General features: G+C 60.1%; 11 protein-coding genes. 3 read left to right on the top strand and 8 right to left on the bottom strand.

All coding sequences use genetic code 11. From position 1 onward, the window contains the following. Positions 1–157: 157 nt before the first annotated feature. The 7 genes from lplA to ACZM8Y_RS13525 form a co-directional block, all read right to left on the bottom strand. Positions 158–1,198 (bottom strand): lipoate--protein ligase, encoded by a 1,041-nt coding sequence (gene lplA / locus ACZM8Y_RS13555; RefSeq protein WP_479859667.1) that lies wholly within the window; start codon positions 1,196–1,198, stop codon positions 158–160. A gap of 185 nt (positions 1,199–1,383) precedes the next feature. After that, the gene (gene gcvPB / locus ACZM8Y_RS13550) at positions 1,384–2,865 is read right to left on the bottom strand and encodes an aminomethyl-transferring glycine dehydrogenase subunit GcvPB (protein ID WP_482332031.1); all 1,482 of its coding nucleotides are present in this window, start codon (positions 2,863–2,865) and stop codon (positions 1,384–1,386) included. Continuing rightward, entirely contained in the window at positions 2,865–4,187 is a 1,323-nt protein-coding gene (gene gcvPA / locus ACZM8Y_RS13545) for an aminomethyl-transferring glycine dehydrogenase subunit GcvPA (RefSeq protein WP_482332036.1), read from the bottom strand. The genes gcvPB and gcvPA overlap by 1 nt, the downstream gene beginning before the upstream one ends. After that, positions 4,187–4,564 (bottom strand): glycine cleavage system protein GcvH, encoded by a 378-nt coding sequence (gene gcvH / locus ACZM8Y_RS13540; protein ID WP_308771308.1) that lies wholly within the window; start codon positions 4,562–4,564, stop codon positions 4,187–4,189. The genes gcvPA and gcvH overlap by 1 nt, the downstream gene beginning before the upstream one ends. A gap of 338 nt (positions 4,565–4,902) precedes the next feature. After that, positions 4,903–6,147, bottom strand: a complete 1,245-nt coding sequence (locus ACZM8Y_RS13535; protein ID WP_479859468.1) for an aminomethyl transferase family protein — start codon at positions 6,145–6,147, stop codon at positions 4,903–4,905. 116 nt (positions 6,148–6,263) lie between these two features. Further along, the gene (locus tag ACZM8Y_RS13530; RefSeq protein WP_302553970.1) at positions 6,264–6,716 is read right to left on the bottom strand and encodes an Lrp/AsnC family transcriptional regulator; all 453 of its coding nucleotides are present in this window, start codon (positions 6,714–6,716) and stop codon (positions 6,264–6,266) included. Between the two features lie 110 nt (positions 6,717–6,826). Further along, positions 6,827–7,243: a hypothetical protein gene (locus ACZM8Y_RS13525; RefSeq protein ID WP_489501792.1), complete on the bottom strand. Its 417-nt coding sequence runs from the start codon at positions 7,241–7,243 to the stop codon at positions 6,827–6,829. A 42-nt stretch (positions 7,244–7,285) separates the two neighbouring features. Here ACZM8Y_RS13525 and ACZM8Y_RS13520 point away from each other — a divergent pair, with 42 nt between their 5' ends. From ACZM8Y_RS13520 to ACZM8Y_RS13510, 3 genes are all read left to right on the top strand, one after another. Continuing rightward, complete coding sequence (locus tag ACZM8Y_RS13520) at positions 7,286–8,977, top strand: cation:proton antiporter (protein WP_302553973.1); 1,692 nt, start codon at positions 7,286–7,288, stop codon at positions 8,975–8,977. 316 nt (positions 8,978–9,293) lie between these two features. Further along, positions 9,294–10,226 (top strand): DMT family transporter, encoded by a 933-nt coding sequence (locus ACZM8Y_RS13515; RefSeq protein ID WP_482332056.1) that lies wholly within the window; start codon positions 9,294–9,296, stop codon positions 10,224–10,226. 405 nt (positions 10,227–10,631) lie between these two features. Next, positions 10,632–10,838: a hypothetical protein gene (locus ACZM8Y_RS13510; protein ID WP_482332060.1), complete on the top strand. Its 207-nt coding sequence runs from the start codon at positions 10,632–10,634 to the stop codon at positions 10,836–10,838. A gap of 505 nt (positions 10,839–11,343) precedes the next feature. Here ACZM8Y_RS13510 and metG read toward each other — a convergent pair. Next, positions 11,344–13,368, bottom strand: a complete 2,025-nt coding sequence (gene metG, locus ACZM8Y_RS13505) for a methionine--tRNA ligase (protein ID WP_482333906.1) — start codon at positions 13,366–13,368, stop codon at positions 11,344–11,346. Positions 13,369–13,477: the final 109 nt, after the last annotated feature.

The raw sequence follows: 13,477 nt of genomic DNA, 5'->3' as shown, positions 1-13,477 counted from the left end.
CCCTTTTCTAAAGAGGAGCTGCTCCAAGGAAAGCTGGGAACAGGGATTCAATAAACATAAAAGTCTTTGGAAAGGGAGGGATGGGGTTTGGGGAAGGGAGGGAAAAGCTTTTCTTCAGAAAAGTTTTCCCTCCCTTCCCCAATATTTCCACCCTACTCTACCTACCCGGCAGCAAAAAGGCTTTCAGCTCAACCGGATCGCAGCCGCTGAACAGCAGATGCAGCGGAAAACGGTCAAGCACGGGCGAAAGGGCCTCGTTCGTGTAGGGGACGCCGCGCATGGCCTCCTCAAGATCACAGATCTCGCAACCGCTCGCCTCGTCGGTCAGGCTCTTGCCCGGCCCGGCCATGAAGAAATCGCCGTAAAAATGGCACTCGGCCACGCTGCCCTGCCGGATGTCGTAGGAAACTTCCACCTTCCCCCAAGGGAAACGCTGCGCCTTGCGCTCCGTGAACGGAGGCGATGCGCCGTACGTCCAATCCCACGTCGAATATTTGGCGTCCCGCAGACGGGTGACGGCGACGAAATCCGCCGCGCTCATCCGGTATTCATCCCCGGAACGGTGCTCCATGATCGCATCGCGCACGCGCTGCACCGTCAGCGGCGGCAGATCCGGGGAATGCTCCGCCAAATACCCGGCCAAATTCCCCACGCGGCTGCGGACAGAGGCCACGCCCTTTGACTTGTACTTGGCCGGATCCACATTGAGCGCCTGAGACAGGACATCGAGGTTGCTGTTTACCAGAATGCAGCCGTGATGCAGATAGCGCATCCCCCGGCGGCAGTGCGCCACGCCAGCCACCTTCAGGCCGTCCAGCATCAGATCGTTGCGCCCGGAAAAGGCCACGGGCAGGCCGAGCTTTTGCAGCGCCTCGGCAATGGGTTTTCCGGCTTCGCTGAAGGCGGGCAGGGTTCCTTCCTTCTCCAGATGATGGATGAAGGTATAGTTGAGCGTCCCGGCGTCGTGATAGACCGCGCCTCCGCCCGTCATCCGGCGCACCACGCTGATCCCGCGTTCGCGCACGAAATCGGCGTTCACTTCCTGACGGGTGTTCTGGAACCGCCCCACCACGATGGTCGGGCTGTTCTGCCACAGGATGGCGTAACCGGGATGTCCGGGTTCGATCCGGCCTAAAAAATATTCCTCAAGCGCAAGGTTGAATGCCGGGTCGAGGGAGTGATTTACAATCCAATACATGCGGAACTCCATAAAAAAACTTTCATAATGGCGCAGTCCCATTATGAAAGTCCCAAAGGGCCGAGAAAACGGCAAAGGGAGGAGAAGGAATCCCCGACGGCGAACCGTCGGGCGTCGCCCGTAATCCTTGGCGGCGGCAAAGCGTTCTTTGCTGATCCCTTCCCCTCCCCTCGGCTGTTTTTCGTTTACATATCGCCCGTCAGAACGGGCTTGCGGGCTGCGCCGACTTCATCGACGCGGCCCACCTTGGTCCGGGTCGGAGAGGCATGCAACAGATCGGCGTCGGTTTCGGCCAACTGCGCGATGGAACGCATGGCCTCAATGAACGCGTCCAGATCCTCAAGGTTTTCCGACTCGGTGGGCTCGATCATGATCGCGCCGTGCACCACCAGCGGGAAATAGATCGTCGGCGGATGGATGCCGCAGTCGATCAGGCGCTTGGCGATGTCCATCGTGCTGACCCCGAACCCTTCCTGCTTCTTGTCCGTGAACACGCATTCGTGCAGGGACGGCTGCGGGAAAGGCAGATCGTACAGATCCTTGAGGCTGAACTTGATGTAGTTCGCGTTGAGCACGGCCAGCTCACTGGCACGCTTCAGATCCGGGCCGAGGGTCTTCAAGTAGGCCCATGCGCGCAGGACTACGCCGAACTGCCCCCAGAAGGGATGCATACGGCCGATGGACTGCCCGCCTGCATCGACGGAGTTGTCCACCCAACCGAGCTTGCCTTCGGTTTCGACCAGACGGGGGCCGGGCAGGAACGGCACAAGCGTCTTGCTCACGCAGATCGCGCCGGAGCCGGGGCCGCCGCCGCCGTGCGGGGTGGAGAACGTCTTGTGCAGGTTCATGTGCATGACGTCGATCCCGATATGGCCCATGTGGGCATAACCCATGATCGCGTTCAGGTTCGCGCCGTCGCCGTAGACGAGGCCGCCGCGGGCGTGCACGAGTTCGGCGATTTCCTTGATGTTGGACTCGAACAGGCCGAGCGTATTCGGGTTCGTGATCATGATCCCGGCACAGTCGTCATCCATCAGGGCGGCCACGTCCTCAACGGTCAGGATGCCGTCGGGGCCGAGCGGAACCTTTACCGACGAGAAGCCGCACAGGGCGGCGCTGGCCGGGTTGGTGCCGTGCGCGGTGTCGGGGATGAGCATCTTGGTGCGCGTGTTGCCCTGAGCCCGGTGCCATGCCTGAATGAGCATGATGCCGGTCAGTTCGCCGTGCGCACCGGCGGAAGGCTGGAGGCTGCACGCCTCAAGGCCGGTCACGGCGCACAGCATCTGCTCGGTTTCGTACAGCACCCGCAGCGCGCCCTGCGAATATTCGGAGGGGAACAGCGGATGCGCACCGGCAAAACCGGGCAGCGCGGCGATCTTTTCGTTGATCTTGGGGTTGTATTTCATGGTGCAGGAACCGAGCGGATACATGCCCGTGTCCACACCGAAGTTCCACGTGGAAAGGCGCGTGTAGTGGCGCACCACATCCAGTTCGGCAAGGTCGGGCAGATTCAGCTCCGTCCGCACCATACCCTCCGCCTCATAAGGGGCGGCGGGCACGTCCGATTCGGGCAGGCTCGCGCCCACGCGTCCGGGGCGGCCTTTTTCCCACAGCAGGGGCTCGTTCAGTACGAGACTCGACACCCCGGGCCAAGACTGATTGCTCATCAGGCGATCTCCTTCAGGATGGCGTCGATGTCGGCGCGGCTCCGGGTTTCCGTAACACAGAAAAGGTAGCTGTCGGCAAGCGGATACCACTTGGACAGCTCCATGCCGAACATGATCTTCTTTTCTTCGAGGAGGCGTTTCCACTTGGCGTCGAAACCGGCGGGAGCGGCCATCACGAATTCATTGAAGGTCTGGCCGGAATACACGGGGCGGAAGCCGAGCTTGGCGAGGCCGGCCTTGAGGTACTCGGCCTTGTCCCGGTTGAGCTGGGCCATATGGCGGAGGCCCGTGCCGCCCACGCTCGCAAGGTACATGGCGCAGGTCATGGCGCACAGCCCGGCGTTGGAGCAGATGTTGGACACGGCCTTTTCGCGGCGGATGTGCTGCTCGCGGGTGGACAGGGTGAGCACGAAGGCGCGCTTGCCCTTGTTGTCCACGGTCTGGCCCACGAGACGGCCCGGCAGGTTGCGGACGAAAGCCTTGCGGGTCGCCATAAGCCCCAGATAAGGGCCGCCGAACGCCTGCGACAGGCCGAAGCTCTGCCCTTCGCCGCACACGATGTCCGCGCCCTGGCTGCCGGGGGTGGCCAGCAAGCCATAGGCCATCGCTTCGGTGAAACCGGTGATCAGCAGACCCTTGCGGGCGTGGATCCATTCAGCCTGTTCGGCAAGGCGCTCGACCACGCCGAAAACGTTGGGGGACTGCACGATCAGCGCGGCGAGTTCCGTATCGTCCTTGAGGTGCTCAAGGCTGGTGCCGCCCTCTTCGGTCATGGTGAGGTCGCGCACTTCAATGCCGTTGGCGTTGCAGTACGTGTCCAGCACCGCGCGGTAATGCGGATGCAGGGCCAGCGAAACCGCCACGGCGCTGCGCTTGGTTAGGCGGCAGGCCATCAGCGCGCCTTCGGCCAGCGCGGTCGCGCCGTCGTACATGGAGGCGTTGGCCACTTCCATGCCGAGCAGACGGGCGATGAGCGTCTGGAATTCAAAGATGCCCTGCAGCGTGCCTTGGCTGATTTCCGGCTGGTACGGCGTGTAGGCGGTGTAAAATTCGGAACGTCCGGCAAGGGCCGGGACAACGGCGGGGATGTAGTGCTGGTAGCTTCCCGCGCCGATCCATGCGGAACCGGCTGCGGGCATGGAAGCCGCCAGCGCTTCGGCCTGCGCCGTCAGTTCCCACTCCGTCATGGCGGTCAGAGGAAGCGCACCTTCGTGGCGGCAATCCGCCGGGATGGAGGAAAACAGATCCTCCACCCTGTCGGCGCCGACGACACCGAGCATCTGCGCTTCGTCTTCCGCGGTGTGGGGGAAATAACGATGCATTACAGGGTCTCCAGGTGCGCCTTGTATGCCGCGGCATCCAGCAGTTCGCCCACGCCTTCGGCGGCCTCGATTTCGATGATCCAGCCTTCGCCGTAGGGGTCCTGATTCACTTTTTCAGGGGCGTCCGCCAGCGCTTCGTTGACGGCCTTGACGGTGCCCGCGACGGGCATGAGCAGAGGGCTCACGGACTTGGTGGATTCGAGCGTGCCGAATTCCTGGCCTTTCTCAAAGGTGTCGCCCACGGAAGGCAGTTCCACATAGGTGAGGTCGCCGAGGGCGTTCTGGGCGTAATCGCTCACGCCGATCTTCCACGGGGCGGAGGTGCTGATCCATTCGTGATCTTCCGAGTAACGCAGTTCGGCGGGAATGTTGGACATGATCGTGTTCCTCTCGTGCGGTTGATATTTATGGTATGCCTCCGGCGGCAAAGGGCTGCCGCCCCTTGACCCCGCCCGGGGGGAATGATTCCCCCCGGACCCCCTCAAAACCGTCCGTATCCGCTCCGGCCGAAACAACGTTTCAACCGGAGCGGATACGGACGGCCCCGAGCGCGTCAGGAGTTCCCTCTTCGTTTTTCAACAAGGCCCACTCGCCTCCCCCGCCCCCATTACAAACGTCTTGGGAGAGGGAACGGTGGGGTGTGGGGAGGGGAGGGAGAAGCCCTTCTCCAGAAGGGTTCTCCCTCCCCTCCCCAATCTCAAAGCCTTTTCCCTTCCTACAGGCTTCCCAGCTTCTTGCGGGCGGTGCGGGCGGGGCGGATGTCGGTCACGGTCTCGACCTGAATCTTACGGCGCGGATCGGCGAGCGTAAGCTTGGTGCCGTTCTCCAGCGGACGGTTCACGCGGACAAAGCCGCAGACAAGGCCCTTGGGCGCGAAGCCTTCCGGCTTTTCCGGGCTGGCGACGCTCGTGATCACGCCGTCCACGCGCCCGATGGACACGTCCGCCACGCAGGTGAGCACGTCGCCGATGGCCTCGCCGTCCAGCAGAACCTGCGGATGCGTGTCGTGATCGGGAGACGTCACCTTGCGGGGGTCAAAGCCGCAGTAGGCGTAGGTATACGTGACGTTGCCGGAAGCGAGGGCTTCCTCAAGGGCGGAACGGCCAAAGAAATCCTTCGTCCAGTTGCCGTTTTCGTCCTTGGGCAGGGTAAAGGGCCACGGATTGTTCACAAACGGCCACGGCCCGATGTCCTGCTGCGAAAGCGGAAGCATAGCCCCGGCGCGCACAGAGTCGCGGGCCGCCAAGCCGCAGGGGATGACGCCCTCATCCTTCCCGGCTTCGAGAATCCGGTTCCAAATGTCCACGATCTTGTCGTAGGGAACGAAGATTTCAAAGCCCTGCTCACCGGTATATCCCGTACGGGACAGGAAAATCGGCGTCCCGTCGGCAAGGAAGATATCGCTGTCGGCAAGTTCGATGTCGCCCTTGAAGGAAAAATAAGGCAGCTTGTCAAATACGGCGTCGGGATCCTTGAGGAGCTTGGCCATGACGCGGACTGCGGCCGGGCCCTGAAGGTCAAGCTTGCCGTACGTCCCGGCGAGATCGCGGATCGTGACGTCCTTGCCTTCGGAAGCGGCCCACGCACGGAGCGATTCGGCGATGCGTTCGCCCTTGCCCACGTTGAGCACCACAAAGTAGCGGCCTTTGCTCAGGGGGTATATGATGGCGTCATCCACCACGCCGCCGGACGCGTCGAGGAACGCGCCGTAAGCGGCACGCGGGCCGGACAAGGACAAATCCTTGGTAAAGGCCCACTGGAGGGCCTCCAGCGCATCGGGGCCGGAAACCATGAGCCCGGCCATGTGCCCGATGTCGAACAGCCCGGCGTGCTGGATGACGGCGAGATGTTCCTTCACCGCGCCGGTGGGATACCAGAGCGGCATATCCCAGCCGCCGAAATCAACCAGCGTGGCTCCGAGGGCCTCGTGCGTTGCGTGTAATGCCGTTTGATGCAACATGAATGACTCCGTTTGACATTCCCTGTTTGTACGAAATCCCGCGCCGCCTGTGCGACACCAGAAAGCCGACGGGACACCCCCGCCGACTCAAAAAAACTCCACAAACCGCCGGGCGCCTACAGAACATAGGGCACTTTCAGGCCGAACCCCTTATAGACGATAAAGGTTTCGATGGAAGACACCCTGTCGTGACACTTGGAGAACTCGTTGGTGTAGAAATCCAGCAGGCCGAATTCCTCATTGAGCAGCACGGTCAGGATGAGGTCGTGCCGCCCCGTCAGGACGGCCACGGAAACCACGCCCCTCAGATGGGAAAACACTTCGCCCTCGCCCACCAGATCCGGGGAGCGGAGCTTGATCGCCACCAAGGCCAGCGTATGGCCGGGCAGCTTTTCCACATCGACCTGCCCGCAGATGTCCAGTACGCCGTCTTCAATGAGCCGGGCGGCGCGGGTACGGACAGTCACTTCGGAAAGCCCCAGATCCGCGGCGATGTCCCGGAAAGAGGCGCGGCCATTGCGCAGCGCCTTGATAATTGCCAGATTGGTTTCGTCGAGCTTGATTTTCATGACATTCCGATGGTCGGAGACCTGCGAAAGCCGGGATGCGTTCCCAGAACCAGTACGTTTTTTGCAAGAACTTTTCTTTCAAAAAAGGATAGTCCTTTTCATTTTTTTATTCAACAGAAATTCCTCCTTTCTCTTTTGTTAACGATATTTTTCACAGACAGCCGCTCCTTGGGCGCTTTTCTCGAAAAGGCGGGGGAAAAGGCCATAAAACAGACCACATCAATGCCGTTTTTCTCCATAGAAGTATCTTTTTTGCAAAAACGGCATGAGCATCCGACATCAAAATTTTTCCCAAAACCTTTACTCCCATCGGAAAAAAACGCAGGATGCTCCATTACCCACTTTTGCGGCATCTTCCGTATGGGCAGCCGCCCCGCGCCGCAAGCCCTTTTCCGCCCCGGCGCATCATGGAGGGAAACAAGCGCCTCTTTCAGGCGACGTTGGGAGGTAATCACGAAACGGTCAGGGCTATCCCCTTGATATTCGTTCCCCGTTTCGGCATTCTTGCTCTTTGAAAAAGGATGCAATCATGGATACGTGAACGGACAACCGCACATGCAAAGGATCCTATGCTGCATAACGTCGATCTCATCCTGACGCTTGCCGGTGGCCTGAGCGCAGCCCTCGTGCTCGGATTCATCACCCAAAAACTGCGCATGTCCCCCATTGTGGGTTACCTGTTGGCAGGCATTATTGTAGGCCCCTATTCCCCCGGCTTCGTCGCCGATGCGGACACGGCTTCCCAGTGCGCGGAAATCGGCATCATCCTGCTCATGTTCGGCGTGGGCCTCCACTTCCACCTTAAAGACCTGCTGGCCGTCCAGCGTATCGTCCTGCCCGGCGCGACAGCCCAGATCGGGGCGGCAACCTTGCTCGGCATGGTCGTTTCGCACGGTTTCGGCTGGTCATGGTCAGCCGGGGCTGTTTTCGGCATGGCCATCTCCGTCGCCAGCACGGTCGTCCTGACCCGCGTCCTCTCCGACAACAAGGCGCTGCACACCACGACGGGCCACGTCGCCCTCGGCTGGCTGGTGGTGGAAGACCTCTTCACCATCCTTCTGCTGGTGCTTTTGCCCGCCATCGTGGGCGGCGGCGGACAGTCCGAAAGCGTCTGGCACGTCCTTGCCGTTACGACGCTGAAACTCGGCGCCCTTGTGGTCTTCGCGCTGGTGGTCGGCCAGCGGATCATCCCCAAGCTCCTCGCCTACGTAGCCCGCACCGGAACCCGCGATCTCTTCACCCTCTCCGTCCTTGTCCTGGCCCTCGGCGTGGCTGTGGGCGCGGCCAATTTCTTCGGCGCGTCCATGGCCCTCGGCGCCTTCCTCAGCGGCATGGTCGTCGGCCAGTCCGAATTCAGCTCGCAGGCCGCCGCGGAAGCCCTGCCCATGCGCGACGCCTTCGCCGTCCTCTTCTTCGTTTCCGTGGGGATGCTGTTCAACCCCGCCTCGCTCATCAGCGACTGGCCCCTCATCCTCGCCACGCTTGGGATCGTCCTCATCGGCAAACCGCTGGCCGCCTTCATTGTGGTCAAGCTCTTCGGCAAGCCTTTGCGCATGGCCCTTTCCGTCGCGGTCGCACTGGCGCAGATCGGCGAATTTTCCTTCATCCTCGCCGCGATGGGCGTGAGCTTCGGCGTACTGCCCAAGGAAGCGTCCAGCGCCATCATCGTGACGGCAATCGTTTCCATCACCCTCAACCCCCTGCTCTACCGGCGCATCAACGGGGTGGCCCATTGGCTGGAATCCAAGGGCATCGGGCTCCCCCGGCTCGACGAAAATGAGCTTTCCCACCCTGAAGGCGCGCAGCGCATCATTGTTGTAGGGTACGGCCCCGTAGGGAAGCAGCTCACGGGCATCCTCCGCGACAACAACCTCGACGTGGTGGTCGTGGAAATGAACATTGATACCGTGCGGAGGGTCAGCGCGCTCGGCGAGAAGATCATCTACGGCGACGCCACACAGCGCGAAGTCCTGATCCACGCGGGAGCGGAAGAGGCCGAGGGGCTCATCATTTCCTCGTCGAGCGCGCCTGCCGGGGAAATCGTGGAAGTCGCCCGCGCCATCAACCCCAACCTGCGCATCCTCGTCCACACCACCTATCTGCGTGTGGCGGAAAACCTCAAGTCCGAAGGCGTATCAGCCGTCTTCTCCGGCGAACGTGAAGTCGCCGTCGCCATGACCGAGCACCTGATGCGCGACTTCGGAGCCACGGACGAGCAAATCGACCGCGAACGCCGCAAGCTCCGCGAGCGCATGGCCTGATCTGGTTCAGGCTCCTTCAAAGGCCGCTGGTGAAAGCAAGCCCCGCGGGCGCATGGCCTGCCCCGAAGATGTCAACAGCGTAAGAGGCACCTCACGGCAAGATCCGCTGGCGTATGGCCTGCTCCCCTAACCCGCCAACCCACCGTCTCTGTACAAACCGTGGAGGCCATACAAGCCTTCACGGTTTTTTCAGGACAGGGGCCCACGCCTTACGCTTTCCCTTCCACCCCTCCCCCCACATCCCCTTATTTTTGCAAAAGTGTCGCATCTGCATCAGATTTGCCGGGCACAACCATCTAAAGTTCTCGGAAACATCATGATGGCCCGCCGTTCCACAACCTGCGGGCGTTTTGGGGAGGGAACCATGACCGTATCCAAGAACGTGCTGATGGCGCTGCTGATCCTGAGCTATGCAACGTGGGGCGGCGGCATGATCGCCATGAAATACGCGTTCGAGTCGTTTACCGCCATGCAGGTGGTTTTCGCCCGCGTAGCGTTCGCCGGGGTCATCTATCTGGCGCTGTACCGCCTGTGGAGCCGTCTCCCCTATCAGAAAGGCGACTGGAAATATCTGGTGGCGATGGTTTTGTTCGAGCCCTGCCTGTTCTTCCTCTGCGAAACCTTCGCCATGACCTACACCACGGCATCGCAGGGCGGCGTCATCGCGGCCTGCTTCCCCCTTTGCACCGCCGTAGCCGCATGGCTGTTCCTCGGCGAAAAGCTGACCAAGAAGACCATCGTCGCCATGCTGCTTGCCGTGGCGGGCGTCGCCGGAGCCTCCCTCGCCGCCGAAAGCTCGGATCAGGCCTCCAATCCCATCCTCGGCAACCTGCTCATGGTTGGGGCCATCCTGTCCGCAACGGGCTATGCCATATGCGTACGCTTTATTTCCCGGCGCTACTCCTTCCTGAGCATTTCCGCCATTCAAGCGCTCGGCGGAACCATCGTATTCCTGCCTTTCGTGTTCATGACGCCCATACCCGCCAACATCACCGCGCCCGCAGTCGGCGGCCTGCTCTATATGGGGATCGGCGTGGGTTTCCTTGTCTATTTGAGCTTCAACTTCGCACTCAAACACCTTGAAGCGGGCATCGTAGCCCTCTTCGGCAACCTCATCCCCGTATTCACCCTTATCTTCGCCTTTACCATCCTCGGAGAACGCCTCACGCTGGCCCAAGCCCTTGGCGTCGGGCTTACTTTCGTAGGCGTCATCATCGCGGCCTTGCCGGAAAAACAACAGCGGCAGTAAAGCATGGAGAGGGCATCTCCATAATGCCCTCTCCCCTCATCCTCCTGCACCGATTCCATATTCTCCCCAAGAGATATGGCGCTTCCCCTTGCCTGCTCTGTTCCTATTCTTGCTATAATCACACCGCCTTCGCCTTTACCCACGGAACATTCCGTGCAGCCTCCCCGCCAGCCCAAAGCCCTCGGAGTGGAATTTTTGGGAGAGGAAAACCGTTCTAGGCCGTGTCGCCATCTTATATGTAGCTATTTGAAACTATTGGAAACAATCCTTGTGCAACCTGAAAAACAGTTAAATGGTTTCAATAGATTATATCTAATTGACGACACCACCTAAGGAAAGCGTTCCCTCCCTAATCTTCCTCACGCAATCGTGCCGGACACAAAATAAAAGGCTCTGTTATAGTTTATGGTTGTTTCATCTCCACAGTGCGGTGAAAATACAGCCTTTTTCTCCGGTTTTCCCCTTGGCGGGATCCAAGGCCAAGGCATTTTGCCGGTTATCCCTTTGGAGCTTCAAGGAAAAAGGCATCAACCATTTTCTATAACCCAGCAAAATAAAAAGGCTGTGCCACAGAAAACGATTGATGCTTTGTTTGAAGTTCCAAAGAAATAACCAATACCCCCCAATCATGGAGCCCACCAGCGGAAAAATCGGAGAGAAAGTATATATTTTCAGTATATTAATAAAATTAAAGGCTGTGTTCAATTTTACGGTTGATGATTTTTTCAATGAAAATCAATAGATAAAAGATCGTTCCACGTCTAGTGATGTGGGCCTCTCTCATTTTTTGTTCATTACATGAAATCCAGTTTTGAAGAATTGTTGCGAGACCTCCAAATAATTTCCAAAGAACTCTTCCTTTCCAGTTGGAATCTTGTATCAGCCACAAACTTAAACACAGCCAAATTAAACAACCACATACTCTGACAGAGCCTTCTGGAAAAACAAACTTTGGGAGTCCCCCGGCAAAGCCGGGAGATTATCTGTTGTTGGTTACCGTGCGGCCTCCTGCGGGCCTATCGCGCCGTGCATCAACCGCACGCCTATCGGCGGGATTCAAACAAAAAGGGGAACCTTCCTTCCGAAAGGTTCCCCTTTTTGCATCGATTCTTTTCCCCTATGAAATCCTGCTTCCCGGCGCGACATCCCCGCCGGGGGCGAGGAGGGTCAGCTTGCCGTCAGGGGATTCCGCCGTCAGGATCATGCCCGCAGATACGAGCCCGCGGATCTTGCGCGGCGCGAGGTTGGCGACCACGCACACCTGACGGCCCACGAGGGTTTCCGGCTCAAAGTGCTCGGCAATGCCCGACAGGATCTGACGCGGCTCGGCTTCGCCAAGATCGATCTTGAAGCACAGCAGCTTGTCCGCATTGGGCACCCGGCCCGCTTCGAGGATCGTGCCCACGCGCAGCTCAAGCTTCTGGAAGTCGGCGTATTCGGCCACTCCGGGGGCGGCTGTTTCAGCAGGCGCGGGCGCGGCTTTGGCTTCCTTCCCCTTGGCGGGCTTCTTCTGCTTCGCCTTTTTGTCTTCCTTCATCTCTTCCGGGATTTCCAGGCGCGGGAACAGGTTGGACGCGGACGCGATCACGCTGCCGGTGGCAAGGCATTCCCAAGCGCCCTCTTCATCGTTGACGTTCCCGGCGGGCGCGACGCCGAAACGCTCGGACGCGGGCAAGGGCTGGCCGAGCTGCTCAAGCAGGGCCGCCGCCGTGCCCGGCATGACCGGCCACAGGCAGAGCGCCACCTTGCGCATGCATTCGAGCAGCAGCCGGATGACCGTGCCGAGGCGGGCCGTATCGCCCTGTTTGAAGAGCGTCCACGGGGCTTGGGAATCCACGTACTTGTTGAGGGCGCGCACGAGCTCCCACAGCGCGTCGAGGCCCTGCGAGAAACGGATGTTGCCGAACAGCTGCACGTAGTTGCGGCGGGAGTTCTCCGCAAGCTCGACGAGCGCCTTGTCGTCCTCGGTCAGTTCGCCCATCGGCGGAACCTTGCCCTCGAAATACTTGGCGTTCATGGACAGCACGCGGCTGAACAGGTTGCCGAGGTCATTGGCGAGATCGGCATTGAAGCGGGTGATCAGCGCCTCTTCGGAGAAGCTGGCGTCAGAACCGAACTGCATGTCGCGCAACAGGAAATACCGGAACGCATCCAGCCCGTAATGTTCCGCCATTTTGATGGGCTCGACCACGTTGCCGAGAGACTTGGACATCTTGGTGTCCTTGATGAGCCAATAGCCGTGTACATTAAGGTGCCTGTACAGCGGCACCCCGGCGGATTTCAGCATGGTGGGCCAGAATACGCCGTGCGGCTTCAGGATATCCTTGGCGACGAGGTGTTCGCCGGGCCAGTACGCGGCATACTTGCCGCCGTCGGGCCAGCCGAGGGCGGAAATATAGTTGAGCAGCGCATCAAACCACACGTAACAGACGTAATCCTTGTCGAACGGCAGCTCAATGCCCCATTCGAGGCGGGATTTCGGGCGCGAAATGCACAGGTCCTCCAGCACGCCGCTTTCGATCATCGACAGCACTTCGTTGCGGTAGCGTTCGGGACGGATGAAGTCGGGGTTTTCGCGGATATGCTCGGCAAGCCACGGCAGGTACTTGGACATGCGGAAGAAATAGTTCTTCTCCTGAATGAAGTCCGGCTTGGTCAGGTGCTGCGGGCACAGGCCGTTTTCCAGTTCCTTTTCGGTGTAGAAACGCTCGCAGCCCGTGCAGTAATGCCCGCCGTGCTCGCCGAAATAGATGTCGCCGTTGTCGTACACCTTCTGGAGGAACGCCTGCACGCGGGCCTTGTGATCGGCATCCGTCGTGCGGATGAACTGATCGTGCTTGATGCCGAGCTTGGGCCACAGGGCCTGAAACTGGCCGCTGATGCCGTCCACGAATTCCTGCGGGGTCTGCCCGGCGGCTTCGGCGGCCTTGACGATCTTGTCGCCGTGCTCGTCCGTGCCGGTCAGAAACCACGTATCCTCGCCGAGCAACGTATGGAAACGGCGCAGGCTGTCCGCAACGATGGTCGTATAGGCGTGCCCAAGATGCGGGCGGGCGTTCACGTAATAAATCGGTGTCGTAATGTAAAACGTGGAGGACACGGGAAAGCTCCTTTCATGGTGTTCCGTATATGCCGGCCGCAAACCGTCCCGTCTGCAGCCGTTTCTGACTCATTGCCCCTCCCCCGCCGGAACGGGCTTCCGCCGCGCGGCCTCCCCTCAGGCCAAACGCCCTCAGGGATGATGGGAGGGG

It is taken from the genome of Bilophila sp., from assembly GCF_057864385.1.
The sequence above is the reverse complement of the archived record's forward strand: the minus strand, read 5'-3'. Positions and strand labels throughout refer to the sequence as shown.